The organism is Limnoglobus sp., assembly GCF_059499385.1.
In genome coordinates this window covers 26,700-51,044 of the sequence record NZ_JCABYM010000061.1, presented here as the reverse complement: position 1 = coordinate 51,044, position 24,345 = coordinate 26,700, and the positions used below count along the sequence as shown (strand labels likewise).

At 67.5% G+C, this 24,345-nt stretch carries 23 protein-coding genes and 1 pseudogene; 19 read left to right on the top strand and 5 right to left on the bottom strand.

All coding sequences use genetic code 11. The features are described 5' to 3' along the window. Positions 1-64: 64 nt before the first annotated feature. The 3 genes and pseudogenes from AC5JJ2_RS11240 to AC5JJ2_RS11230 all read left to right on the top strand — a co-directional run. Positions 65-736 (top strand): hypothetical protein, encoded by a 672-nt coding sequence (locus AC5JJ2_RS11240; RefSeq protein WP_495858078.1) that lies wholly within the window; start codon positions 65-67, stop codon positions 734-736. 59 nt (positions 737-795) lie between these two features. Next, positions 796-1,503, top strand: a complete 708-nt coding sequence (cmk, locus tag AC5JJ2_RS11235; RefSeq protein WP_495858077.1) for a (d)CMP kinase — start codon at positions 796-798, stop codon at positions 1,501-1,503. Next, positions 1,416-1,826 (top strand): annotated as a pseudogene (locus AC5JJ2_RS11230) (lysophospholipid acyltransferase family protein); the annotation flags it as partial. The gene cmk and the pseudogene AC5JJ2_RS11230, both read left to right, overlap by 88 nt. A gap of 345 nt (positions 1,827-2,171) precedes the next feature. Here the strand turns inward: AC5JJ2_RS11230 and AC5JJ2_RS11225 are convergent. Beyond that, positions 2,172-3,569: an arylsulfatase gene (locus AC5JJ2_RS11225; RefSeq protein ID WP_495858076.1), complete on the bottom strand. Its 1,398-nt coding sequence runs from the start codon at positions 3,567-3,569 to the stop codon at positions 2,172-2,174. Between the two features lie 128 nt (positions 3,570-3,697). On the opposite strand from AC5JJ2_RS11225, the gene AC5JJ2_RS11220 reads away from it, so the two are divergent. The 3 genes from AC5JJ2_RS11220 to AC5JJ2_RS11210 all read left to right on the top strand — a co-directional run bounded on the left by AC5JJ2_RS11220 (position 3,698) and on the right by AC5JJ2_RS11210 (position 6,675). After that, complete coding sequence (locus tag AC5JJ2_RS11220; protein WP_495858075.1) at positions 3,698-5,290, top strand: sulfatase family protein; 1,593 nt, start codon at positions 3,698-3,700, stop codon at positions 5,288-5,290. 67 nt (positions 5,291-5,357) lie between these two features. Further along, complete coding sequence (locus AC5JJ2_RS11215; protein ID WP_495858074.1) at positions 5,358-6,305, top strand: UDP-glucuronic acid decarboxylase family protein; 948 nt, start codon at positions 5,358-5,360, stop codon at positions 6,303-6,305. A 151-nt stretch (positions 6,306-6,456) separates the two neighbouring features. Next, positions 6,457-6,675, top strand: coding sequence for a hypothetical protein (locus tag AC5JJ2_RS11210; RefSeq protein WP_495858073.1), 219 nt, complete (start codon positions 6,457-6,459; stop codon positions 6,673-6,675). Between the two features lie 42 nt (positions 6,676-6,717). Here the strand turns inward: AC5JJ2_RS11210 and AC5JJ2_RS11205 are convergent, their stop codons facing one another. Both AC5JJ2_RS11205 and AC5JJ2_RS11200 read right to left on the bottom strand, forming a co-directional pair. Next, positions 6,718-7,941 carry a PQQ-like beta-propeller repeat protein gene (locus AC5JJ2_RS11205; protein ID WP_495858072.1) on the bottom strand — a complete coding sequence of 408 codons (1,224 nt, stop codon included), beginning with the start codon at positions 7,939-7,941 and terminating at the stop codon, positions 6,718-6,720. 14 nt (positions 7,942-7,955) lie between these two features. Continuing rightward, positions 7,956-8,747 carry a sigma-70 family RNA polymerase sigma factor gene (locus tag AC5JJ2_RS11200; protein ID WP_495858071.1) on the bottom strand — a complete coding sequence of 264 codons (792 nt, stop codon included), beginning with the start codon at positions 8,745-8,747 and terminating at the stop codon, positions 7,956-7,958. A 200-nt stretch (positions 8,748-8,947) separates the two neighbouring features. Between AC5JJ2_RS11200 and AC5JJ2_RS11195 the strand changes: the two genes are divergently transcribed. Further along, complete coding sequence (locus AC5JJ2_RS11195) at positions 8,948-9,886, top strand: B12-binding domain-containing protein (RefSeq protein WP_495858070.1); 939 nt, start codon at positions 8,948-8,950, stop codon at positions 9,884-9,886. On the opposite strand, the gene AC5JJ2_RS11190 is transcribed toward AC5JJ2_RS11195, so the two are convergent. Beyond that, complete coding sequence (locus AC5JJ2_RS11190) at positions 9,887-11,269, bottom strand: fatty acid desaturase family protein (protein ID WP_495858069.1); 1,383 nt, start codon at positions 11,267-11,269, stop codon at positions 9,887-9,889. Between the two features lie 91 nt (positions 11,270-11,360). Further along, complete coding sequence (locus tag AC5JJ2_RS11185) at positions 11,361-12,152, bottom strand: SDR family NAD(P)-dependent oxidoreductase (RefSeq protein ID WP_495858068.1); 792 nt, start codon at positions 12,150-12,152, stop codon at positions 11,361-11,363. Between the two features lie 279 nt (positions 12,153-12,431). Between AC5JJ2_RS11185 and AC5JJ2_RS11180 the strand changes: the two genes are divergently transcribed. The 12 genes from AC5JJ2_RS11180 to AC5JJ2_RS11125 all read left to right on the top strand — a co-directional run bounded on the left by AC5JJ2_RS11180 (position 12,432) and on the right by AC5JJ2_RS11125 (position 24,298). Next, on the top strand, positions 12,432-13,724 hold the full coding sequence (locus AC5JJ2_RS11180) for an O-antigen ligase family protein (RefSeq protein ID WP_495858067.1): 1,293 nt from the start codon (positions 12,432-12,434) through the stop codon (positions 13,722-13,724). A 224-nt stretch (positions 13,725-13,948) separates the two neighbouring features. Further along, positions 13,949-14,323, top strand: coding sequence for a HEAT repeat domain-containing protein (locus AC5JJ2_RS11175; protein WP_495858066.1), 375 nt, complete (start codon positions 13,949-13,951; stop codon positions 14,321-14,323). Next, complete coding sequence (locus AC5JJ2_RS11170; RefSeq protein WP_495858065.1) at positions 14,320-15,645, top strand: hypothetical protein; 1,326 nt, start codon at positions 14,320-14,322, stop codon at positions 15,643-15,645. The genes AC5JJ2_RS11175 and AC5JJ2_RS11170 overlap by 4 nt, the downstream gene beginning before the upstream one ends. Continuing rightward, positions 15,642-17,090, top strand: a complete 1,449-nt coding sequence (locus AC5JJ2_RS11165) for a hypothetical protein (RefSeq protein ID WP_495858064.1) — start codon at positions 15,642-15,644, stop codon at positions 17,088-17,090. Before AC5JJ2_RS11170 ends, AC5JJ2_RS11165 begins: the two co-directional genes overlap by 4 nt. Next, positions 17,087-18,091: an AAA family ATPase gene (locus AC5JJ2_RS11160; protein WP_495858063.1), complete on the top strand. Its 1,005-nt coding sequence runs from the start codon at positions 17,087-17,089 to the stop codon at positions 18,089-18,091. The genes AC5JJ2_RS11165 and AC5JJ2_RS11160 overlap by 4 nt, the downstream gene beginning before the upstream one ends. 496 nt (positions 18,092-18,587) lie before the next feature. After that, positions 18,588-20,591, top strand: coding sequence for a DUF58 domain-containing protein (locus AC5JJ2_RS11155; RefSeq protein ID WP_495858062.1), 2,004 nt, complete (start codon positions 18,588-18,590; stop codon positions 20,589-20,591). After that, a complete protein-coding gene (locus AC5JJ2_RS11150) occupies positions 20,588-21,574 on the top strand; it encodes a hypothetical protein (RefSeq protein WP_495858061.1) in 987 nt (328 codons plus the stop codon). The genes AC5JJ2_RS11155 and AC5JJ2_RS11150 overlap by 4 nt, the downstream gene beginning before the upstream one ends. Positions 21,575-21,589: 15 nt before the next feature. Next, the gene (locus tag AC5JJ2_RS11145; protein WP_495858060.1) at positions 21,590-21,904 is read left to right on the top strand and encodes a hypothetical protein; all 315 of its coding nucleotides are present in this window, start codon (positions 21,590-21,592) and stop codon (positions 21,902-21,904) included. Positions 21,905-22,008: 104 nt separating this feature from the next. Beyond that, complete coding sequence (locus AC5JJ2_RS11140; protein WP_495858059.1) at positions 22,009-23,154, top strand: citrate synthase; 1,146 nt, start codon at positions 22,009-22,011, stop codon at positions 23,152-23,154. Positions 23,155-23,169: 15 nt separating this feature from the next. Next, positions 23,170-23,469, top strand: coding sequence for a hypothetical protein (locus tag AC5JJ2_RS11135; protein ID WP_495858058.1), 300 nt, complete (start codon positions 23,170-23,172; stop codon positions 23,467-23,469). A 10-nt stretch (positions 23,470-23,479) separates the two neighbouring features. Continuing rightward, positions 23,480-23,764, top strand: a complete 285-nt coding sequence (locus tag AC5JJ2_RS11130) for a hypothetical protein (protein WP_495858057.1) — start codon at positions 23,480-23,482, stop codon at positions 23,762-23,764. Between the two features lie 33 nt (positions 23,765-23,797). Further along, positions 23,798-24,298, top strand: coding sequence for a DinB family protein (locus tag AC5JJ2_RS11125; protein WP_495858056.1), 501 nt, complete (start codon positions 23,798-23,800; stop codon positions 24,296-24,298). Positions 24,299-24,345: the final 47 nt, after the last annotated feature.

The window sequence follows — 24,345 nt, the reverse complement described above, 5'->3', positions numbered from 1 at the left end:
CAAAATGCCCGTTCCGACGCTGACATCGTTCGCACCACCGAGACCACCGCAGGGAGACACTCCGATGCCATTGTCCCTCCGCCGCACGGCCCTGTCCGCGCTCCTCGGCACGGCCCTCGTGACCGGGTCCATGTACGCCGACACCGACCCGCCGAAGGCCGACCCTATCACGAAGAAGGACCTCGAAACGACGAACCAACTCCTCGCGGACCTGAAGACGCAACTGTCCGAGTTGAAGACGAAGGACTTCGCGGACCTGAAGAAAGAGATCGCGGACCTGAAGGCGAAGGACGTGGCCGACCTCAAGAAGGACATCGACGCGCTCAAGACGTTCCGCAAGCGGGTGGAGGACACGCTCGAAGGGACGACGGACAAGGGCGTGACCGGCGACGGCCTCGTGAAGAAGATCACGGCCCTCGACGACAAGCTGACGGCGTTGACGAAGCAGCTCGACGGCCTCGACCGGAAGCTGGCCGAATCGACCCGCACGTCCCTGGCGTCGCCGGTGACGAAGGACGCGGAGAAGGCGAAGACCGGCAGCGTAAAGCTCGTGAACATGTACGCGACGGACGTGGACATCCTCGTGAACGGGAAGGGCTACCGCGTCGCGCCGAACGAGTCGCGGAACGTCGTCCTGACCCCGGGGTCGTTCACGTACCAACTGCTGACCGGCGGCGGCGCGGAGAAGACCCGCACGCTGAAGGAAGGCGAAGAAGTCACCCTCATGGTGAACTGACCCACAGTGGAGGAGACCGAAAGCCCACGGACGATCGTCCGTGGGCTTTCCGTTGGCGCATGATCGTGACCATTGATGGGTACGCGGGGACCGGCAAGTCCGCCGTCGCGAGCCGCCTCGCCGACCGGCTCGGGTTCCGGCTCCTCAACACCGGGGCCATGTACCGGGCCGTCGGGTTCGCGCTGCTGCGGGCCGGGGTGGACGTGTACGCCGACCCGCGGGACGTGGAAACCATCACGCGGTTCCTGGCCGACGCGACGTTCGACATGCCCGACCATCGGGTCATCCTCAACGGCGAGGACCTGACCGCCTATATCTTTGACGAGGAAGTCGGCCGGGCCGCCAGCAGGGTCGCGACGTTCCCGGAAGTGCGAAAGAAGTTGAAGGCCGAGCAGCGGCGGATCGCCGCCCACGGGGATTTTGTCTGCGAGGGCCGCGACCAGGGGACGGCCGTGTTCCCGGACGCGGCGGCGAAGTTCTTCCTCCGGGCGACCGCCGACGTGCGGGCCGACCGGCGGTGCAAGCAGTTGCAATCCGCCGACCGCGACACGATCCTTCAGCAAATCCTCGCCCGCGACCGGCAGGACGAGACGCGGGCCATCGACCCGTTGATGAAGGCGGCCGACGCCGTCGAGATCGACACCTCGACCTTCACCCTCGACGAAGTCGTGGAGCAACTGTGGCAGTCGGTGCAGCAATCCCGTTCGAAGGCGTCGCCGGACGACTCGTCTACGACGCCCACTACTGGGCCGTCTTCTGGACGCTGACGCTCGGCTGGAGCTACCGCGGGTCCGGCCGGCACAACTTCCCCCGCACCGGACCGGCGCTCGTGCTGGCGAACCACCAGTGCTTCCTCGACCCGATCTTCGTCTCGCTCGCGGCCGGCCGGCCGCTGTCGTTCCTGGCCCGCAGCTCCCTGTTCACCGGCGGGAAGTTCGAGCGACTGATCCGCACCTACGGGGCCGTGCCCATCGACCGCGGGTTCGGCAAGGACGGCATCCGCACCGTCATCGAGACGCTGAATCAGGGCCGGGCGGTGCTGGTCTTCCCCGAAGGCGAGCGGACGCACGGCGGCGAGATTCAGCCGTTGAAAGCGGGCGTCTCGCTGTTGATCGAGCGGGTGCGGGTTCCGATCGTGCCGGTCGGCATCGCCGGGGCTTATGAGATGTGGCCGCGGAGTCGGAAGTTGCCGGTCGCGGCCCCGTTGATGATGCCGCGGAACGGCAAGGGGATCGCGGTCCACGTCGGCGAGCCGATCCCGCCGGACCGCTACGCGAACCTGTCGCGGCAGGAGATGCTCGCGGATTTGGAGCGGGAGATTCGCCCCGCCCAGGCCGCCGCCGCGGGGGTGGGGCGGATGTTGGGTGGCCCTTTTCTTGTTGGCCCACCGGTGCGGCATTCGCGCTTGCGGTGGGCCTCGAAGACTCGGCCCACCCTACTTCTTCGGCTTAACAATCGGGAACGCCTTCGACTCCGTCCGGGCCGTCTTCAGGTACGCCTCGATCTTCTCGACAATCGCCGGGTTCTCCGCCGCCACGTTCTTCGCCTCGCCGGGGTCCTTCGCCACGTCGTACAACTCCAACTTCGCCCCCGGAGCCTGGCGAATCGCCTTCCAATCTTTGTGCCGCACGGCTTGCTTCGTGCCGCCCTCGTGGAACTCCCAGTACAGGAACTCGTGCTCCTTCTGCTCGCCCTTGCCCGTCAGCGTCGGCAGGATCGAGATTCCGTCGAGGCCCGGCGGCGCGGGCTGCTCGACGACCTCCGCGACGGTCGGAAGGAAGTCCCAGAACGCGGTGACGTGGTCCGACACGCTCCCCGGTTTCACGACGCCCGGCCACCGGACGACGAACGGCACGCGGATGCCGCCGTCGGTCATCGCCCGTTTGATCCCGCGGAACGGGCCGCTGCTGGTGAAGAACGCCGGGTCGTTGCCGCCCTCCTTGTGCGGGCCGTTGTCGCTGCTGAAGATGACAATGGTGTTCTCGGCCAGCTTCAGCTCGTCGAGCTTCCTGAGCAGCGTGCCGATGTCGCGGTCCATGCGGGTAATCATCGCGGCCTTGTTCTTCTCCTGAGTCGGCCAGCTCTCGTTCGTGTACGGCTCGTCGGACGGGACTTCGTTGCCGTTCTTGTCGAACCGCGTCTTCTCGTTGTTCGCGTGCGGGGCGATGGTCGCGTAGTACAGGAAGAACGGCCGGTCCTTGTTCGCCTCCACGAACCCGAGCGCGTCTTTCAGCAGCAGGTCCGGCGCGTAAACCGTCGGCTTCTCCGCCACGTTGTCAGTCTTGCTCTGAACGTTCTGCGGGATCGGCTCGCGGGTCTCATTTCGGATCAAGAAGTCCGGGTAGTAGTTGTGGGCGTGGTGCTGGTTCAGGTAGCCGAAGAAGTGGTCGAACCCCTTCTTCGTCGGGATGCCGGTCGAGTTCTCCTCGCCGAGGCCCCACTTGCCGACGAGGGCGGTCGCGTACCCGGCATTCTTCAACACCTCCGCGACGCACACGTCCTCCGGGGCGAGCGGGACGTTGGCCCGCGGCGACCCACCGCCGCCGTTGCCGCGCGTCCGGCAGTGGCCGGTGTGTAGGCCGGTCATGAGCGCACACCGCGACGGGGCGCAGACCGTGCTGCCGGCGTAAGCCTGCGTGAACCGCACGCCGTCCTTCGCGAGCCGGTCGAGCGTCGGCGTCTTGATCTTCGTCTGGCCGTAGCACCCGAGGTCGCCGTACCCGAGATCGTCGGCGAGGACGAAGACGATGTTCGGCTTACGGGGCGGCTCCGCGACGACGGGGAGCGTGACGACGGTGAGAAATCCGAGCGCGAGGAAGGACCGACGGGTCATGGGAGGTGCCTCGTATATAGCCGCCGGTTTACCGGCGGGGTTCTGGGTTCGCAAAACCCCGCCGGTAAACCGGCGGCTATATAACGATAGCGATTCCGCGTCCCGATTCCTTCCCTCGGATGCGACCCATGCTCCGCCTCACCCTCGCGCTGCTCGCCCTTAGCTTCGCCAACTCCGCCACCGCCGCCGACCGGCCGAACATCCTGTTCTGCTTCGCCGACGATTGGGGCCGGTACGCCTCAGCCTACGCGAAGCACGAGAAGCGGCCGTCGCCGAACCTCGTCGTGAAGACGCCGAACATCGACCGCGTCGCCGACCGCGGCGTGCTGTTCCGCAACGCCTTCGTCAACGCCCCGTCGTGTACGCCGTGCCGGAGCGCTCTGCTGAGCGGCCGGTACTTCTTCAACACCGGCCGGGCCGCGATCCTGAACGGCGCGGTCTGGGACACCGCCATCCCCGCGTGGCCGCTGTTGCTCAAGGAAACGGGCTACTTCATCGGCAAGACGCAGAAGGTCTGGAGTCCGGGCACGCCGGCCGACGCGCCGTTCGGCGGGCAGAAGCACGCCTTCCAGAAGGCCGGGATGCGGTTCAACAACTTCTCCGAGTTCGTGACCGACCTCGTGAAGGCCGGGAAGACCGTCGAGACCGCCCGCGAGGACATGCTGAAGGAAGTCCGCGGGAACTTCGGCGATTTCCTGACGGCCCGCGAGAAGGGGAAGCCGTTCTGCTACTGGTTCGGCCCGACGACGGTTCACCGCACCTGGGTGAAAGGGTCCGGCAAGGCGCTCTGGAACATCGACCCCGAGTCGCTCGCCGGGAAGCTGCCGGCGAATCTGCCGGACGTGCCGGCGGTCCGCGAGGACTTCGCCGACTACCTCGGCGAGGTGCAGGCGTTCGACTCGTACATCGGCGTGCTGCTGAAACAACTCGAAGAGGCCGGCGAGCTGGACCGCACGCTGGTCGTGATCTCCGGCGACCACGGCGCGCCGGGGTTCCCCGGCGGGAAGTGCAACCTCTACGACTTCGGCGTCGGCGTCTCCCTCATGGCCGCCGGCCCCGGCATCAAACCCGGCCGCGTCGTCGAGGACTTCGTCAACCTCATGGACCTCGCCCCGACGTTCCTGGAAGTCGGCGGCGTCGATCTCCCCAAAGGGATGAACGCGAAGTCGCTCGTCAACGTGCTGAGGGCCGAATCGTCCGGGCAGATCGACCCGGCGCGGACGTGGGTGGTGACCGGCCGCGAGCGGCACGTCGGCGCGGCGCGAGCCGGAAACCTACCGTACCCGCACCGGGCACTGCGGACGAAGGAGTACCTGTACGTCCGCAACTTCGCCCCGGACCGCACGCCGATGGGCGACGCCGGGAACCTCGACGCGGGCCAGAAGGAACTGGAAACGACGACGCACACCGCGTTCGCGGACATGGACGCCGGGCCGACGAAGGCGTGGCTCATCGCGAACCGCGCCGACCCGAAGTGGAAGGGGCACTACGACTACGCCTTCGGCAAGCGGCCGGCCGAAGAGTTGTACGACCTCCGCACCGACCCGGATCAGGTGAAGAACGTGGCCACTGAGCCGGCGTTCGCGAAGGCGCGGGAGGAACTCGCCGCCCGGCTCACGAAGCTGCTGACGGAGGCCGGCGACCCCCGCGTGACGGAGGCGGAGTGCCGGTTCGAGCGGCCGCCGTTCACCGACGCGCAGCCGGCGAAGGGGAAGAAGTAGTTGGGGGTGACGCCGTTCCGCCGGTGTTCTAGATTCCTTCTGTCACGGCCCAACACTGAGGATCGACATGCGGACGCTCATCACCGGCGGGGCGGGGTTCATCGGGTCGCACCTGTGCGACCGGTTCATCAAAGAGGGTCACGAGGTCGTCTGCCTCGACAACTTCATCACCGGCAACCGGGACAACATCGCCCACCTGCTCGGCCACCCGAAGTTCCGCGTCATCGTCCACGACATCTCGAACCCCATCGAGATTCCGGACCTGATCGACAACGTCCTCCACTTCGCCAGCCCGGCTAGTCCGGTGGACTATTTGGACCACCCGATCCCGACGATGAAGGTCGGGGCGCTCGGCACGCACGTCTCCCTCGGCCTCGCGAAGCGGCACAAGGCCCGGTACTTCCTGGCGAGCACGAGCGAAATCTACGGCGACCCGCTCGTCCACCCGCAGACGGAGAGCTACTGGGGGAACGTGAACACGATCGGCCCGCGGAGCGTGTACGACGAGGCGAAGCGGTTCGCCGAGGCGATGACGATGGCGTACCACCGGCAGCACAAGGTGGACACGCACGTCATCCGCATCTTCAACACCTACGGGCCGCGGATGCAGCTGAACGACGGCCGGGTCGTGCCGAACTTCATGTACCAGGCCCTCCGCGGCGAGCCGATGACGATCTTCGGCGACGGGTCGCAGACCCGCAGCTTCTGCTACGTGTCGGACCTGGTCGAGGGCATCTACCGCCTCTTGTTCAAGGACTACCACGAGCCGGTGAACCTCGGCAACCCGTCCGAGGTGACGATCAAGGAGTTCGCGGAAGAGATCAAGAAGCTGGCCGGGTCGAAGAGCGAGATCGTCTACCGGCCGCTGCCGCAGGACGACCCGAAGCAGCGGAAGCCGGACATCGCGCGGGCGCGGCAGGTGCTCGGGTGGGAGCCGGTCGTCGGCCGCGACGAAGGGCTGAAGGTGACGATGGCGTACTTCCAGGACCGGATGAAGCGGACCGGGAAGCTGTGAGCCGACTGGCTTTTTGGAAAACAGGACGGCGTTCGCTTCCACTTCCACGAGCTTCCGGGGAGCGCCAACGACCAAAAGGGCTGAGCGTTCCAGCAGGTAATATTACTTGCTGAAACAGCATGACGATTGCCGAACGGCGTGGAGGCAGCCCGTGAACGAGAACGAGTCAGACCCCGAACGGATTCGACGGCTGGAACGTGAGTTGACCAAGAGCCGAAGGGATTGCGAGCACTACCGCGAGTTGCTACGGAGTGTCCTGATGCGACATCCCGGCGGCAAGGAAGAGGCCGAATTTCTATGCGCTCCAATCGGTGAGTCGATCGCAGACATCATTGCCGAGTTTGAGCGGAAGTTGAAGCCAGATGGATGAACCGCTACTCGGGTAGGCCAATCCGATGCGAGTCAATTAGCTTCACTTCCCCGCCCACTTGAACACCAGCAACTGGTCCAGCGCCCGCACCACCACGGTTTCCCCGGCCACTGCGAGGTGCGCCCAACTGTCGGTCGCCACCTTCCGCTCGTCGAGCAACTCGAACTCCTTCGGGTTCGCCTTCAGCAGGTAAAGCGTCCCCCGCTGGTCGAGCGCCAGAATCTTGTCCCCGGCCGCGACCATGCTCCAGTACTTGCCGTAGGTTCGCTCCGTTGTCCACGTCCGCGTCCCCGTTTTCAGGTCCACGCACGTCAGCCGCTGGTCCTTGCCGAGCAGGTACGCATGCCCGTCCACCACGACTGGCGTGGACATGTTCCCCTCGTACTTGAACGACCACCCGTCGGCGGTACGGAACCCGACGCTCGTCTTGTCGATGTTAAACAGCTGCGTGTTACCGCCGTAGGTGCTGGTGAACACGCCGTCCCCGAACTGGACCGGCGTGAGGATGTTCATGCCGCGGAACGACGGGACTTCCCGCTTCCACAGCGTCGCCCCGTCCGCGGCGTTGACGCCGACCAGGGCCGTCCGCGTCTGCACGATCACGCAGCCCGTATCGCGGAACGTGCCGAGGACAGGCGACGAGAACGCGCTGCCCATCATCTGGTCCTTCTCGACCAGCACCCGCCACAGCACCTCGCCGGACTTCTTGTTCAGCTTCGCGAACCCGCCCCCGGCCTGGACGTACACGGCGTCGCCGTCCACCAGCGGCGAGCAGACGCACCCGAACGTCGGGTTCCCGGCCTTGTACTTCTCCACGAAATCGACCGCCCACCGCACGTCGCCGGTCTTCGCGTCCAGGCAGGCGAGGTAGTCCTTGATCCCGGCCACGTACAGCGAATCGCCGTCCAGGGTCGGGGTCGAGCGGATCCAACTCCCGTTCGCGGCCGCGAAGAACGGGACGGTCAGCGACCCCTCCCACGACCGCGACCACTTCTTCTCGCCGGACGCGCGGTCGAACGCCGTCACCACCTCCGTCTTCTTGTCCACCGTCTCGGTCGTGTAGACCAAATCCTTCGACACGACCGGCCCGGAGTAGCTCGGCCCAAGATTCTCCGCCTTCCACACGAGCTTGAGGGCGTCGTCCTTGAGCGAACCCGGCCAGACCGCACCGGGCACGATCCCGTCGCGGTTCGGGCCGCGCCACTGGGTCCAGGCGTCCGCGGGCGGGGCGGCCATCACGACGGCGGCGAGCAGGCACGGGAGCATGGGTCGGCCTTCGGTTAGGGGTGGACGGTGAGGGCCTTGCGGAGTTTCGTGATCGCGGACGCCTGGACCTGCCGGACCCGCTCTTTCGAGAGGCCGAGTTCCGCCCCGACCTGTTCCAGCGTGTTATTCTCGGAATACTCGGTCAGGTTGAACCGGCGGGTGATGACGATCTTCTCCCGGTCCGAGAGCAACGGGTGGTCGGCCCGGAGGAACTCCTCGACCGGGTACTGGCGGGCCGTGGACGCCGGGAGTTGCGCCCGCGAGGTCGGTTCGCCCTCGACGAACGATTCCAGCGAGATCGCCCGTTGCGTCCAGTCGCGGGCCGCCCGCTTGCGGAGCCGGGACATCGCCCGGAGGAGGCAGGTGTAGGCGTAGGTGCTAAAGCGGATGCCGATCCACGGGTTGAACGCGACGACGGCCTGGATCAGGACGATGTGACAGTCGGCGGCGAGGTCTTCGAGGCTCGGCGTCGCGTTCGCGAAGCTCTGCACGGCCCGGTAGATGAGCTTGCGGTTGCCGACGACGATCCGGTCGCGGAGTTCGAGGTAGCGGGCCTGCCACTGCCGCAGTTCCCGCCGCGTCTTCGCCTGGTGCATCCGGTACGCGGCGTAGTGCATCCGCTTGGAATGCTCGCGGGACACCTCGTCCGGCATGAAGCTGCCGGTGAACGGCGACTCGGCCAGGAGCGGGAGCGGGTCGTACTTCTCGGCCGCGGACGGCCGGGCGAACGCGGGGTGCTTGACGAATCCGGGCAGCGGCGTGTCGAGGTGAAGGGTACGGCGGACGGGCCGGGTTTGTGGATTCACGGTCGGCCTCGGTGCTAAGATGATTCGGGCGATTGCTTCACTCTGAGGCAAATCGTCCAAATCGAACGTATTATTATTCTGGACCTTACCCCCGGTCAAGCGGAACCTTACGGGAATTGCCGCCGATATTTCGGAAATTTTTGAGCTATCCTCAAGCCCCCACGGGCGTTCGGCGCGTGCCTCTGTTTTTGGAAAAACGCATGAATCGACCGGATAACTTGGACGCCCCGCCCCCCGAGCCGAACTACCTGAGCACGGTTCAGGTCGCAAAAGCGGTCGGCGTGAGCGTCACCACGATCAAGCGGTGGGTCGATGACGGCATCCTGCCGGCGTACAAGACGCCCGGCGGACACCGGAAGCTCGTATTGGCGGACGTACTCCGGCTGACCCGCGAGGGCGGGCTGCCGCAGGCGGACCTCAGCCAACTGACCGGCCCCGCCCGCGGCGGGCCGGCGGACCCGGCCGTCGTCCACGAACAACTACTCGACGCCGTGAAGGCCGTGGACGCGGACCGGATTCGCGCCACCCTCCGCGGGGCGTACCAGTCCGGAATTACCATCGAGACGCTGGCGGACCAAATCATCTCGCCGGCGATGGTGTTCGTGGGCCGGCAGTGGCAGCACGCGCGGATCGACGTGGGCGAGGAGCACCTCGTCACCCAGGCCGTCGTCGCGGCGATGTACGAAGTCCGCGGGATGATGATGTCGAACGCGCCGAAGGCCCGGCCGGTCGCGATCGGCGGCGCGCCGGAGCACGACCACTACATCCTGCCGTCGCTGTTGGCGAAGTTGACGTTACTCGAGGCCGGGTGGAACGCGGTGAACATCGGCCCGCACACCCCGGCGTCGGCGTTCATCCACGCGATGCAAACGCTGGAGCCGGCGCTCGTGTGGATTTCCGTCTCGCACATCGAGGACGTGAGCCTGTTCGAGCTGGATTACAAGCACCTGTACCAGGTGGCCCAGGCGAAGGGCATCCCGGTGTCGATCGGCGGCCGGGCACTGACGCCGGAGCTGCGGGCGCGGCTGCCGTACACGGCGTTCGGCGACGGCATGGCCCAGTTCGGCGCGTTCGCGCGGAGCTTGAACCCGCCGGCCCAACGGCCCCGCCGCGGCCGCCCGCCGGCGAACCGGAACTGATTACTCTCCGTGGGCCTGCCTGCCCTCGACCTTGACGATCGCTTCCTGCTTCAGAATTTCGTCCTTCTCGTCGAGTTCGTCGTCCTCGATGACCGTGTTGTCCACGTAGATGTCCTTGTTCCGCCGGGCGTACTCCGGCCCCAGCACGTCCAGCACCGTCGGCCGCGTCTGCGGCGTGTGCGGCGGCAGGAAGTAGCCCTCCACCACGACCGCTTCCTCCGCGTACTCCGGATACCGCATCAGCAAGTCGTGCAGTTCCTTCAGCCGGTAGTGCGGGACGGTCGCGTACATGTGGTGCGGCAGGTGGTACTCCTGGCCCATCGGGAACACGGCGAAGTTAATGAACCGGCCGACGAGGAACGTGCGGGTGTTCGTCAGCCAGCTGCGGTCGGCGTTGCCGTGCTGCACGATCTGCCGGAGGATCATGAAGAACGCATACGACGTGAACAGCGGCAACAACCACAACAGGTAGTAGTAGAGCCACGCCGGCGCGCCGGTGTGGAACGTGACGTTCGCCAGCGCCGTGAAGACGAGCATGACGTACCCGAGGCGGAGCATCGTCATGTACCGCAGCGGCACGACCGGGTGCAGCCGGCTTTGGTTGAACTTCTCCGCCGGCATCCGCCAGAAGACGCCGCACACGGCCAGCCACATCGCCACCGGCACGGCGACGAGCAGCACCGGGTCGCCGAGGAAGTACAACCCGATTAGTCCGAAGAAGAGCGCCAGGATGAACCCGACGCCGACGAGGACGGCGAGCTTCGATTGCTTGCCCTTTTTCGCGTAGGGGTTCTTGTCCGTGCCGGTCGCGTTGTACTTCGCCCGCACCCGCATGAACCGGACGAGGTTCGGAATCCACAACTGCTTCACGAGCGTCATCACGAACTGCCGCTTGCCGACGGGGAACTTCAGCCAGTGCCCGCTGGTCTGGAGCTGCGACACGTCCGGGTCGCGGTCCGGGTCGTTGACGAACTGGTGGTGCGCCAGGTGCTGGAGCCGGTAGAGGTGCGTCGCCCCGAAGATGGGGAACATTGCGAACCAGTCGGACGCGAGGTCGTTCAGCCGGCGGTTCTTGAACAGGATGTGGTGGACGCCCTCGTGGGCCAGCCCGCCGAGTTGGTGCTGCCCCGCCCCGACGAGGACGACCGCGACGAGCGTGACCGGGACGCCCCACAGCCAGGACACGTCGTTGAGCCGCAGGTACTCGTAGAGAGCGACCGTCATGCCGATGACGACGGCGAAGTACAGGTACGTGCGGGCGATGTACCACCAGTTCGTGACGTTGTCCGACTGCCGCAGTTCCTGAAGTTTCGCCTTGAACTCGGGGTCGGAGAGCTTGGGGTATGGGGTATCGGGTATGGGGTATGGCAGAATTGTCGGCATTTCGACATCAGATTGAGGTTCGGGCATCCGAGGGGAGTGGGTCGAAGTCGGCAGCAACCTCTGCCATACCCCACACCCGATACCCCATACCCTATTTTTGATACAGCTTCTTCACCTCGCGGGCGATGCGCCAGTTCAGGAACCGCGGGGCGAACCTGTTCAGCAACAGGATCTTCTTAGCCTCGCTGCCGAGGACGAGCTCCCGCTTGCCGCGGCGGATCGCGTCGAGGGTGCGGGCGGCGACGTATTCGGGCGTCATCCCCTTGTCGTAGGGGATGTCCGCGCGGCCGTCGTTGCGGAGGAGGTGGCGGTTCAGGTCGCTGGCCGTCAGGCCGGGGACGACGGTTATCACGTCGATGTCGAACCGGGCCATCTCGCCCCGGAGGGCCTCGGTCATGCCGACGAGCGCGAACTTGCTCGCACTGTACTCCGGCCACGCCGGCATCCCGCGGCGGCCGCACATCGACGTGAGGTTGCAGATCGCGGGTTGATTGCCGCGCGTCAGGTGCGGGACGGCGAGGCGGATCAACTCGACCGGGGCGAAGAAGTTCACTTCGAGGACTTCGCGGTTGATCGCCTCGGTGGACGTGGCAAAGTGGCCCCACGCGCCGACGCCGGCGACGTTCACGAGCAGGTCGAGGCCGCCGAACGTCGCGACGGCGATGCGGATCAGGTTCTCGCGGTCGTCGGGCTTCGTCACGTCGGTCGGGACGGAGAGTGCGTTCGGCCCGATCTCCGCGGCGACGGCCGCGAGCTTGTCGGCGGTACGGGCCGCGAATGCGACCTTTGCCCCGGCCGTGCCGAGCGCGACGGCGACGGCCTTCCCGATCCCGCCGGACGCCCCGGTGACGACGGCCCGCTTCCCCTTCAATTCTCGGCTCATTCTGGCTCCAACGGAATCCTCACTTCCGAAGTCCGGCTTCGACTTCGGAAGTCGATCCCGCACAGGAACGCCGCGGACGTTGTAAACGCCCCTCATACCTCTGGACTTCCGAAGTCGAAGCCGGACTTCGGAAGTCAGGCCCTGTGGTTTTACCCGCCCGACCCGATTGCCCGTAGTCGGAGAATCCCGCCGGCGGACGTTCCCCACCTTCCGCGACCGGCACGACCCGCACGGTTGGACTTTTCACCAGGCCACCGGCCGGGGTACGATCCTCCGGCTATGCACTGGCTGCTCATCGGATACATGTTCCTGTTCATCGACCGGCCGTTCGAGGTCTGGCCGCTGCTCGGCGAGCTGCACGTCGAGCGGTTCTACATGCTGTTCACGATGGCCGTGTGGCTCGTCCACCCCGGCAAGCGGTTCCTGCCGAACCGCCAACAGGCCGCCTACGCCTTCTTCGCGTTCGCCGTCCTCGCGTGCTGGGTGCTCAGCCCGTGGAGCGACCAGGGGCAGCCGGTCGTCGAGGACTGGTTCAAGGTCGTCGTCTTCTACGTCCTGCTCGTCACGACGGTGAACGACGAGCGGGCGCTCAAAAAAGTCGTCGTCGGGTTCGTCGCGGTGATGGGCGTGTACCTGCTGCACTCGCTCCGCGAGTACGTCGGCGGGCGGCACACGTACCGGATGGGCATCGCCCGGATGATCGGCGTGGACAGCACGCTCGGCGACCCGAACAGCTTCGGCGCGAGCATCGTGTTCGTGCTGCCGTTCATCCCGGCCCTGTGGCGGAGCGGCGTCGGCGGCCGGCGGGGGAAGGTCCTGCTCCTCGGCTTCGCCGGGCTGTGTTCGCTCTGCATCCTACTCACCGGGTCGCGGTCGTCGCTCATCGGGCTGCTCGTGTGGGGCGTCCTCACGCTGATCCGCGTCCGCCGGGCGTGGCTCTGGATGCTCGTCGCGGTCGGGCTGTCGCCGGTGGCGTTCATGGCGCTTCCCGAATCGTTGCAGACGCGGTTCGAGACCATCGTGAACCCGGATGTCGGCCCGGAGAACGCGAAGGAGTCCGGCGAGGGGCGGATCGAGGGGTTCCTCAAGGGTTTCGACCTGTGGGGGGCGAACCCGCTCACCGGCGTCGGCCCCGGCGCGTGGCGGCCGGCGACGCGGAGCAAGGTCGAGTCGCACAACCTTTACGGCCAGCTCCTCGGCGAGATGGGCACGCTCGGCCTCGTCGCGTTCGGGTTCCTCGTCGCGTGCTTCGTCACGAACCTACGGCGGATCAAGCGGGTCCGCCGACAGGAACCGGAGAACGCGAACGAGTTCGTCTTCCAGGTGGCGTCGGCCGTCGGCACGGGGCTGTTCCTGTTGCTGCTGATGGGGAACTTCGGGCACAACCTGTTCCGGTTCACGTGGCTGTGGTACGGCGGGTTCCTCGTCATCGCGAACCATTGCGTGACCCGTCGCGTGCCGGTCGAGGACGACGAGGACGAGGTCGTCGAGTTGGAGTCGGCCACGCTCAGCTACGAGGTGGAGATTCCGGAAGGTATGCGGAACGAAACACGGGTGCTGATGGGCGAGTGAGCGTTCGGTCCCTGGGACCGCGGGCGTCCCGCCCGCCACGGCCCCAGCCACTGAAGACGGATCCCCGAGGCGGGAAGGTGGGCGGGCGGGACGCCCGCGGTCCCAGGGGCCACCGTGTCCCCCTCTCAAAAAGCTTCCGGGTCGCGGCTACCCCCTTCACTCTTGCGGTCGGCCGTCACGTCCCGCACAATAATAATACCTCTCCGCCCGTCCGCGAGGCCGTCGTGCTGCCGATCGCCGTCGTTCTCACCGCCACGTTCTTCGGCAACCCGACCGTCGTGCCGGCCCCGGCCGACGAGGCGCTCGTCCGCCAGCTCATCGACGCCCTCAAGGACGCGGACCCGGATGTCCGAAACAATTTGGCCACCGCCCTGGCAAAGATCGGCCCGGCCGCCGTCGAACCACTGACGGCGGCGCTGAAGGATAGAATCCCCGAACGCCGCGCCGGGGCCGCGTACACGCTCGGGCTGCTCGGCGGGTCGGGGAAGTCGGCGTTGCCGGCGCTGTTAGAATTGCTCAAGGACGACGAGGTGATCGTGCGGCGGCAGGCGTCCTACGCGATCAGCAAGATGGTCCCCACCGGCGGAGGCGGGCGATGACCGGGCGGAAGAAGCTGTTGGCCGCGGCCCTCGCGGTCGGGACGTTCGCCGTGGCCGCCCTCGGCCAGCCGCCGGCGGACCGCCCGAAGCGGGACCTCACGCCGCAGGAAATTCAATCGCTCCAACAGCAACTCGCCGCCCTGTCGTTCCTGAAGGGCAAGACCCCGGAGGAGCAGGCGCAACTGCTGGAGATGCTCCAGAAGTTCGCCGGGAAGAACCCGCAAGACGACCCGGACCAGTGGAAGCAACTCGCCGAGAAGTTCAACCTCCCCAAGGACGCCAGGCCGCAGGATGTCGAAAAGTTCAAAGACTTCTTTCCCAAGTTCGACCGCGACCCGGCCCCGCCGGCCCCGCCCCCGCCGCCGGTCAACCCGCCGCCGCCGCCGCAGTTCCGGGTCGCGCCGCAGGGCCGGCCGGACGTGGTCGAGATGCAACAGGACCGGGACGACGTGCCGAACCCGGTCGGCCGCGGGCCGTTCAAGCTGAACTTCCAGCCGCAGCTCGAAATGGACCCGCGGCTGAAGCAGAACGAGAACATCGCGGAGATGGCGAAGTTCTGGGAGAAGAACTTCGGCCCGCTGGAGAAGACGCCGGCGGTGAAGGACGCGCTCATCGAACTGTTCGAGATGTCGAAGGACGGCAAGTTGGCGGACGGCGAGTGGAAGAACCTGCTCGACGACCTGGGCAAGGACGGCAACGCGGACGGCATGGGCGACTGGTTCAAGGAGATGAACCTCCAGGGCGAGAAGTGGGACTTCGACTTCGGCAAGGGCTGGGACATGCCGAAGTTCGGCGGCGGGTGGGGCGGCTGGAACTGGGGCGGTGGCGGTGGCGGTGGCGGCGGTGGCGGTGGGAACTGGGGCGGCGGCAACTGGGGCGGCGGCGACGTGAGCCTCGGCGGCGGGGGCGGCGGGTCGTGGCTGCCGGTCATCCTACTCGTCGTCATCGCGGTCGGCGCGCTGATCGCCTGGAAGTTCTGGCCCATGATCCGCGACCGGAACGCGGTCGCCACACCAGGGATGGGGGCGCTGGCCCTCGGCCGGTGGCCGGTCGATCCGCGGCGGATCAGCACCCGCGAGGAACTGGTGAAGGCGTTCGAGTACCTGTCCGTGCTGCTGTGCGGCGACGCCGCCCGCGTCTGGAACCACGAAACGATCGCGCGGGCGCTGCGGGTCCGCATCCCGGCGTCCGAACTGGTCGCGGACGAGTTGGCGAAGTTGTACGAGTTGGCCCGGTACACGCCGCCGGGCGAGCCGCTGTCCGCGGCGGCGCTGGCGGACGCCCGCCGCTGCCTGTGCCACCTCGCCGGAGTGCCCGCATGACGCGGTGGATCGTCGCCGGCTGCCTCCTCCTCGCGGTCGCCTTCAACGCCTCCGCCCAACCCCGCATCCCGGCCGACGGGACGGACATCCTCCGCGGCCTGCTGAAGTACCACGAGTTCGAGCCGATCCAACGGCCAGGGGACGGCGACCCGCGGGCCACGCTCGTCGTGATCGTCGGCAGCCCCCCGCCCCAGCGGCGGGTGTACGACGAAGTCGCCGACCGCATCCTGCCGAGCGGCGGGGCGCTGCTCGTGATCTCCGACGACGATTTCCCGCTGTCCGGCTTCTACGACCCGCTCCGGGTCCAAGCCTTCAACCGGAACAACCGTATCACTCCCCTCCAGGTCGAGTGCAACCGGCCGGCGAACTGCTTCCGCGGCGACCGCGACGCCCCGTTCGGCGTCCCCCCGGCGGGCGTCGTCGATCCGCGGTTGCCGGACCTCACGGGGTTTCGCCGCGTGGCGACCGACCGGCCGCGGGCGGCGCAGATGGCAAACTTCAACCCCATTTTCGGGGTCGAACTGCTCACCTTCCCGCCCGGCTCGCGGTTCGCCGGCGGTCCCGGCGCGCCGAACGCGAGCCACGCCCTCGGCCTCCTGTCCGACCGCAACGTCCCCGGCACGGCGATGGCCTTCGCGAACCGGGCCGTGTTCGCGAACGAACTCATGGTCGCGGCCGACGAGAACGGCCGGGCGGACAACTTCGCGTACGCGTACACGATCACGAAGTTTCTCGCGGACCAGCTCGCCAACCGCGGTCAACGGAAGTGCCTGTTCATCGAGGACGGCGAGGTCCGCACCGACTTCGACGCCGTCGGGTTCGCGGCCGTGCCGCGGCCGGAGATGCCGAAGAACGTCCCGCCGGTGCTGCCACCGCTGCCAATCCTGCTCGACATCCTCCTCGACAAGGGGAACGACGTGGCGGCCAAGCTGGAGGAGAAGGACTTCCCGAACGCGATCCAGGGGAAGGATCCGAACAACAGCTTCCAAAGCGGGTGGCTGTACGTGGTGGCGATCATCGCCAGCGTCGTGCTGTTGCGATACCTGCTCGCCCGCGGTTGGTCTACCCGGCACACGCCGGAGCAAACGCCGCGGTTGCGGATCAACCCGGACCACGACGGCGGTATGATCCCGGAGCGCCGCCGGGCGCTGCTGGAAGCGGGCAACCTGTACGAGCCGCTCCGCGACCACCTGCGTTTCGTGTTCGCGCAGTGGGGCGCGAACCCCGGCGACCCGCCGCGGTTCCCCGGAATCACGACCGACCGGCCCGGCCGCCCGCGCCAACGGCTACACGCGGACTTATACAAGCTCTGGGAAATCGCGTTCCGCCCGGAGCGAACCACCGTCACCCCCGCCGACCTGGAGGAACTGGAAGACATGATCGCCGATCTAGCGCAGGCCCACGAGGCCGGGGTGTGGCGGTTCGCCGCGGGGGGTGCGGCATGAGCGGGCCGAGTACGGCAATCCCCACCATCCCGGACGAGAACACCGCCCCCGCGAAGGAACTCGCCCTCCAGGCCGGCGAGCTGACGCGGAAGGTCGTCGCGGAGGTGTCGAAGGTCGTCGTCGGGGCCGAACAGGTCACCGAGAACCTGCTCATCGCCCTGCTCGCCGGCGGCCACGTCCTCCTCGAAGGCGTGCCCGGCGTCGCGAAGACGACCCTCTCGAAGGTGTTCGCGAAGCTCCTGGGTTGCAACTACCAGCGGATTCAGTTCACCCCCGACCTGCTGCCGTCGGACGTGACCGGCACGTCGATCTACGACCGGAACAAGGGCGACTTCGTCCTTCGGCACGGGCCGGTTTTCTGCCAGGTGCTGCTCGCCGACGAGATCAACCGCGCGCCGGCGAAGACGCAGTCGTCCTTGCTGGAGGCGATGCAGGAGTACCAGGTGACGGTGGACGGGCAGACGATCCCGCTGCCGCGGCCGTTCATGGTGATGGCGACGCAGAACCCGATCGAGCAGGAGGGCGTCTACCGGCTGCCGGAGGCGCAGCTCGACCGGTTCCTCATCCGCGTCGAGATGGGCTACCCCGGCTTCGAGCACGAGGTCAACCTGCTCAAGCTGCACAACAAGCCGGTCGGCGACGTGGTCCCGGTGTTCGACCCGGAGCTGATCCTGTCGCTCCAGGCGAAGTTGCCACACGTGTTCGGCGGCGAGGCGCTCTACCAGTACATCGTCCGGCTGGCCGAGGCGAGCCGCCGCCACCCGGACGTGTCGCTGGGGGCCAGCCCGCGGGCGGCGCTGAACCTGATGCGGTGCGCCCGGGCGCGGGCGGTGCTGAAGGGCAACCACTACTTCACGCACGCGGACGTGCAGGCGGTGGCGCTGAGCGTGCTCGGCCACCGGCTGATCCTGCGGCCGGAGGCCGAGATCGAGGGCCGCGACGTGGCCGACGTGGTGAAGGACGTGCTGAACGAGGTCGAGGTGCTGACGAGCCTGCGGTAACTTGGTTCTCGGTCCCGGATGGGGCCGCGGGGTGTAGCCACGGGTGAAACCCGTGGAACCAAGTGCGGTATCAACCGCCCCGGATGGGGCGGCGGAACGCGGGGCACTCCCTCCGCCGCCCCATCCGGGGCGAAAACCCGTGCGACTTTTTCCACGGGTTGTGCTGCGCTCCACCCGTGACTACAGCCCGCGGCCCCATCCGGGGCCGAAGAGGGTTCTGCGAATAGGAGATGCACCCGACGGGTGATCGACGATGTACTGCGAGTTGGTTCCATACTTCGCCGCGTGGGTGACCGGAACCGGCATCGCGTACCTCGTCTTTCGTCGAATGCTGAGCAAGCCACCATCCCACGCGGCTGTTCATCCGAGGTTGCCCCAAGTTTTGGCCGTCCTGTGGACGGCGATAACTTCCTTCTTCATGGTCGTAGTCTTCTTCGTGGCTCTATGTTGGAATGATTTGTTGAAACTGTGGTAGGGACACCCCCGGAGCTTCCCCTTGCTCACTTCCCGCGGATGGTGGACGGTCGCGGTCGCCGCGGTGCTGTGCCTGCTCGGCCTCACCACGCTCGGCGACACCGCCCCCGGCATCCCGCTGCTCGGCCTCACCGTCCTCCTCTGGTTCCTCGGCGAGTGGCTCGCCTTCGCGTACCGCTACCGCAACGCCCGGAACAAGCTCGAAATCGTCCGCGAAATCCTCCAGGGCGGCCGGGCCGTCGCCACCGCGTGGGCGAAGGCCCCGTGTACCGTCCGCGTCACCGTCACGAACCGCAGCACGTCCCGCTGGCCGCTCGTGTTCATTCGCGATCGCTTACCCGAAGGCCGCAAGGTCCGGGCCGGGGACAACCGGCTCATCGCCGAGTTGAAGCCGGACGAGCCGGTCGTCATCGAGTACGAGCTGAAGCCGTCCGCGGCCGGGATGTTCCGGTTCGAGGGCGTCGAGTTGCGGGTGACGGACCTCGCCGGCCTGTTCTACCGCCGGGCGTTCGAGCGGTCGCCGTTTGACGTGCTCATCCTGCCGCCGCTGTCCGACGACGAGGGGAAGCAGCGGGCGGACAAGCGGTTCAACAGTCTGCCGCCGCCCGGCCTGCACCGGCTCCGGCGGCCCGGCGGCGGCGGCGAACTCCTCGACCTCCGCGAGTACCGGCCCGGCGACCCGCCGAAGATGATCGCCTGGAAGCCGTCCGCCCGGCGGGACAAGCTCATCACGAAGGAGTTCGAGAGCGACGTGCCGGTCCGGACGATCCTGTTCCTGGACACGTCGCAGTCCGTCCGCATCGGCCCGGCCGGGGAGACGCCGCTCGGCAAGCTCGCGGAGACGGCGTCCGGCATCGCCCAGGCCGCGGCCGCCACCCGCGACCTCGTCGGCCTCACCCGGTTCGACGAGGAGAAGGCCGAGACGCTGTCCCCAGCCCGCACGAAGGTCCACACCATCCGGCTGCTCGGCCAGCTCGCGGAGGCGGCCGCGCTCATGCCGAACCCCGGCCCGCGGGAGGTGGCGGAGCTGCAAGACGTGGCCCACCCGCTGGCCCAGGACCTCTACCCGGAACTGTTCGAGCGGGACGTGAACACGCTGCCGTGGGGCCTGTACTGGAAGCCGCTCATGGACACCCGCTGGGGGTGGCTCGTCGCGGCCCCGGTGTTCGTGTGGGCGCTCTTGATCTTCTTCAAGTTCTTCTGGGTGCTGAACCTCACGGCCCAGATCGTCCGCGTCGCCCGGCCCCGGACCGGGAACATCTGGGTGGACCTGCCGCTCTTCCTGTTCTCGTTCGTGTTCGTGTTCTTCTGGCCGTTCTCGCTGTTCGTCATCGTCTGGTTCTTCAACGGCCTCCGCGGGCTGTTCAACCCGGCCCGCGCCCTGACCCGCAAGCGGAAGCAACTGGCAACGGTGTTCGTCACCCTCGACCGCGACTCGCCGGGGATGATCGAACGCTACCTGCGGGACGACGAGGCTTACGCGGACCGGATCGGCCGGTTCCTGGCCGACCACCACGTCCGCATCCCGCCGAAGCTGTACGACCAGAACGGCCAGTACCGCTACCGGTGCGAGGCGAAGGCGACGGTGCTTTCCACCGCGATCCTGACGGCCGTGGCGCGGGCGCGGGACAACGAGCTGTACGTCCTCCTCGCGGACCTCGCGGACCTCGGCGACGATATCGCCCCGCTGCTGAAGGCCGTGCGGGTGGCGAGGAGCCGCCACCATCACGTCATGGTCGTCGTGCCGTGGCCGGAGGACGTGCCGCCGCCGGACGCGAGTTCGCGGCCGAAGGCCGGGGCGCGGCCGGTGGCTGCTCCGGCGAAGCCGGGGTACGTGATGAGCATCCATCAGCCCGGCCGGTTCATCCACCTGGCTCTGACGCGGGGCTACCAGCAGCGGTTCGACAAGCTGCGGACGGAGCTGGCCCGCGTCGGCGCGACGGTCGTGCGGGTGACGGTGGACGACCCGGTCCACGCGGTGCTGGACCGCATCGACCGCGTCCGTGGCATGAGGACCCGCCGGTGAGCGAGCAGAAGAACAACTTGACGTTCTACTGGAACCGGCTGCTCGACGAGCGGGTGCGAACCTACGTCGTCGTCACGGCCGCGGCGCTGATGGTGATCTTCGTCGCGCAGATCATGTCCGGGTCGCTCATCGCCGGACTGATCCCGCTCATCATGGGGGCGACGGCCCTCGGCCTGCGGTGGACGGCGATGCCAGTCCTGTGCGTCGTCGCCGTGGCGTGGTTTCAGGCGCTGCCGTTCGGCGTCCCCGTCGGCCGGGCGTTCAACCAGGACCCGCGGTTCACCCACTTCCGCATGCAGGACCTGCTCCTCGGCGCGGCCGTGGTCGTGTACCTGATCGCGCAGTACCGGGTCTACACGCTCGCGCACATGGCCGTGCCGGACGAACGCGACCCGCGGTTCCGCAAGGCGAACGCGCTGCCCGACCGCCGCGACCCGGACCTGATCGACGAGCGGGAAGTGCCGCAGTTGCTGGTGACGGCCGCCGTCGTCCTCGTCGCCGGGCAGGTCGCGTGGCTCGTCCTCAGCGAGACGGTGCTGGACTTCCGCCAGCTCCCGCCGATCCGCCTGCGGCCGGCCGCCGGGGTGCGGTTCGACGGCGCGCACTCCCTGGCCACGAGCCGGTGGCTGCTGTTCGTCATCACGTTCGGCGTGACGATCTTCCTCGCGCGGCTCGCGTTCTGGTACTGGCGGATCCGCACGCTGAACCGGGCCGAGGCGCAGCTGGTGCTGGCTGACACCGGCTGGTCCGAGATGCGCCGCGAGGCGGCCCGACAGGAGACGTGGCGGGCGTTCGGCAAGTACCGCCACCGGCCGGCCCCGCCGCGGCCGAAGCTCAAACCGAAGCCGCGGCCGGACAGGCCGTGGCTCGGCGCGGCCGTGGTCCGCGGCTGCCTGATCGTTGTCATCGCGGTGGCCATCGCGCTCCTCATGGTGTGCGCCGGCGTGTGGATCATGGACGCCCGCCGTAGCCAGCAGTTCTAACGTCGAGGGTTTCGCATGAGCGTTTGGGTTCGCGAGGTGGCCGGGTGGGCGCTGGTCCTGCTCGGGCTGATCCTGTTCGGCGAGGCGTGCCTGTTCGTCATAAACAAGCGGATTTTCTCGGCCGGGCCGTTCCTGTTCGCCGGGTTCGTGGTGTTCCGCGGCGGGCTGCACCTGGTCAAGGTGGCGACGGCGGCGCGGGCGTGCCAGTCTGCGGCCGAGCCGGTCGCGGCCCGCCCGGTCGCGCGGGCGGTGCGGACGCGGTCGTTCCAGCCCGGCACGCCCCGCGGCAACGTCGTGCCGGGGCCGACCGGCCCGGCCCGCGCGGACTGATTCCCCACCACTTCCGCCGGTTCCGTTTCCGCGCGTGCCGCCAACCCATAAACCACGGGTAGGCACGCACCCACCCCGCCGCACCCCTCTGGCCAGAGACGCTCATGAGTGAACAAGATTACAAGCCGGGACTCGAGGACGTTCCGGCCGCGAAATCGGCGATCAGTTTCATCGATGGCAAGCGGGCCCGGCTGGAGTACCGCGGCGTCCCGGTCGAGGTGCTGGCGAAGGAGAGCAGCTTCGAGGAAACCGCGTGGCTGTTGCTCAAGGGCGAGTTGCCGACCCAGAAGCAACTCGCCGACTTCGACCACGACCTCCGCCAGCGGCGGGGCATCCACTACCGGCTCAAAGACCTCATCAAGTGCTTCCCGGCCACCGGTCACCCGATGGAGGCGTTGCAGGCCAGCGTCTCGTCCCTCGGCATGTTCTACCCGCACCGGGAGGTGAAGGACGCGGCCGGGAACTGGGACGCGGCGTGCCGCATCCTGGCGGCGATGCCGACGGTCGTGGCGGCGTTCGCCCGCGTCCGCCGGGGGGAGGAAATCCTCGACCCGCGGCCGGACCTCGACCACGCGGCGAACTTCTACTACATGGTTTTCGGCAAGGAGCCGACGCCGGCGACCCGGAAGGTGCTGGACGCCTGCCTGGTGCTGCACGCCGAGCACGAGATGAACGCCAGCACGTTCACCGCCCGCGTGACGGCCAGTACGCTGGCGTCGCCGTACCAGACGATCGCGGCCGCCATCGGCTCCCTGTCCGGCCCGCTGCACGGCGGGGCGAACGAGGAAGTGCTGCTGATGCTCGAAGAGATTCAGACCGCCGCGAACGTGAAGCCGTGGCTGGACGCGAAGCTGGCGAAGGACGCGAAGTTCAAGGTGATGGGCCTCGGCCACCGCGTCTACAAGGTGAAGGACCCCCGCGCGACGGTGCTGCAAGAGTTGGCCGAGCACATGTTCGCGGAGACGAGCCGGCCGAAGAACTACGAGACGGCCCTGGAACTGGAGCGGGTCACGGCCGGCATCTACGGGGCGAAGGGCGTCTACCCGAACGTGGACTTCTTCTCCGGCGTCGTCTACCAGAGCCTCGGCATCCCGACGGACGTGTTCACGCCGATCTTCGCGATCGGCCGCGTCGCCGGGTGGCTGGCGCACTGGCTGGAGCAGCTGAACGGCAACCGCATCTTCCGCCCCGCGCAGATTTTCGTCGGCAAGGCCGACGCGGATTACGTCCCGCTGGAGAAGCGGCCGTAACCCGGAGAATGACTCGTGCCCGCGGGTTACTACATTTGCGAAGGGGTCCGGCGGGCGGTCGCGGCGCTAGCGTGTGGTAACGTGGACATACCGGCACGCCTGGAAGTGCCCGGCCAGCCCGACGTGTTTTTCAGGGTCTTTCTGAGCGAGTTGCATTCCCCGAAGGCCGTCGTCCTGCGAGATTACCGGTACGTGACCGGCGTGGAATACCCGACGGCGGTATTGAGAACCGAGCCGCCGCCCATTCACGTCGAACCGCTCGGTCAGCCGGGGCAGGGCCGGAGCATTCCGTTGAACCTTGTGAAGCTCGTTTGAGGTGTCGCCGATGCACGTGCTCACCACCGACCTGAGATCCCGGCTGCGGTACGTTCTCCACATGGGGCTGGTTGACATCCGCAACGTCGCCCCGTGCGCGGGCTACGGGGAGCAGATCGCGCACCTGGCCGACGTGCTGGAGTTCTTGCCCAAGTTTCTCGACGACGAGACGGACCTCGAACCCCACTTCGAGATGATCGTGGAACAGTTCGTCGCCTACAAGCGACGGTTCCCCGACTCGCGGCACGATTACGTTGGAATCCTGGAAGGGACGCGGGCGATGCCGGGCTACTGAACCTGCCAGTACTCGAAGTACGGAGGGGGTATGATGTCCCGTATCCAAACCGCCCTCGACCAGATCACCTTCGCCCGCCGGTACACCACGGAGCTGCTCGACACCATCCCCGCGGACCAGTGGTTCCGGATGCCGTCACCGGGTACCACGCACGTCGCGTGGCAGGTCGGCCACCTCGCGATGGCCCAGTACCGGCTCTGCCTCGAACGGTGGCGGGGCGTGCGGCCGGAGGACGCCGACCTCATCCCGCCGGCGTTCCTCGCGCTGTTCCTCCGGGATTCCGTGCCGGACCCCGACCCGGCGAAATACCCATCGCCCGCCGACATCCGTGCCACGTTCGACCGCGTCCACGCCTTCACGACCCGCACAATCGCTTCCTACGACGAGGCCGAGTTCGACCTGCCGATGCACGCGCCGCACCGCCTCTGCAAGACCCGCGGTGAGTGCCTGTTCTGGGCGGCCGCCCACGAGATGCTCCACGCCGGGCAAATCGGACTCCTGCGTCGGCTTCTCGGACAACCGCCTGTCTGGTAATCCGCCGAACGAGCGCACGCCGCCGGACCGTGTACTAACCTCCCTTA

Excerpts from the sequence above, each read along its gene's own strand:
- AC5JJ2_RS11240 (WP_495858078.1), top strand. The coding sequence starts at position 65 with ATGCCATTGTCCCTCCGCCGCACGGCCCTGTCCGCGCTCCTCGGCACG.
- cmk (WP_495858077.1), top strand. The coding sequence starts at position 796 with ATGATCGTGACCATTGATGGGTACGCGGGGACCGGCAAGTCCGCCGTC.
- AC5JJ2_RS11225 (WP_495858076.1), bottom strand. The coding sequence starts at position 3,569 with ATGACCCGTCGGTCCTTCCTCGCGCTCGGATTTCTCACCGTCGTCACG.
- AC5JJ2_RS11220 (WP_495858075.1), top strand. The coding sequence starts at position 3,698 with ATGCTCCGCCTCACCCTCGCGCTGCTCGCCCTTAGCTTCGCCAACTCC.
- AC5JJ2_RS11215 (WP_495858074.1), top strand. The coding sequence starts at position 5,358 with ATGCGGACGCTCATCACCGGCGGGGCGGGGTTCATCGGGTCGCACCTG.
- AC5JJ2_RS11205 (WP_495858072.1), bottom strand. The coding sequence starts at position 7,941 with ATGCTCCCGTGCCTGCTCGCCGCCGTCGTGATGGCCGCCCCGCCCGCG.
- AC5JJ2_RS11195 (WP_495858070.1), top strand. The coding sequence starts at position 8,948 with ATGAATCGACCGGATAACTTGGACGCCCCGCCCCCCGAGCCGAACTAC.
- AC5JJ2_RS11190 (WP_495858069.1), bottom strand. The coding sequence starts at position 11,269 with ATGCCGACAATTCTGCCATACCCCATACCCGATACCCCATACCCCAAG.
- AC5JJ2_RS11185 (WP_495858068.1), bottom strand. The coding sequence starts at position 12,152 with ATGAGCCGAGAATTGAAGGGGAAGCGGGCCGTCGTCACCGGGGCGTCC.
- AC5JJ2_RS11180 (WP_495858067.1), top strand. The coding sequence starts at position 12,432 with ATGCACTGGCTGCTCATCGGATACATGTTCCTGTTCATCGACCGGCCG.
- AC5JJ2_RS11170 (WP_495858065.1), top strand. The coding sequence starts at position 14,320 with ATGACCGGGCGGAAGAAGCTGTTGGCCGCGGCCCTCGCGGTCGGGACG.
- AC5JJ2_RS11165 (WP_495858064.1), top strand. The coding sequence starts at position 15,642 with ATGACGCGGTGGATCGTCGCCGGCTGCCTCCTCCTCGCGGTCGCCTTC.
- AC5JJ2_RS11160 (WP_495858063.1), top strand. The coding sequence starts at position 17,087 with ATGAGCGGGCCGAGTACGGCAATCCCCACCATCCCGGACGAGAACACC.
- AC5JJ2_RS11145 (WP_495858060.1), top strand. The coding sequence starts at position 21,590 with ATGAGCGTTTGGGTTCGCGAGGTGGCCGGGTGGGCGCTGGTCCTGCTC.
- AC5JJ2_RS11140 (WP_495858059.1), top strand. The coding sequence starts at position 22,009 with ATGAGTGAACAAGATTACAAGCCGGGACTCGAGGACGTTCCGGCCGCG.
- AC5JJ2_RS11130 (WP_495858057.1), top strand. The coding sequence starts at position 23,480 with ATGCACGTGCTCACCACCGACCTGAGATCCCGGCTGCGGTACGTTCTC.
- AC5JJ2_RS11125 (WP_495858056.1), top strand. The coding sequence starts at position 23,798 with ATGTCCCGTATCCAAACCGCCCTCGACCAGATCACCTTCGCCCGCCGG.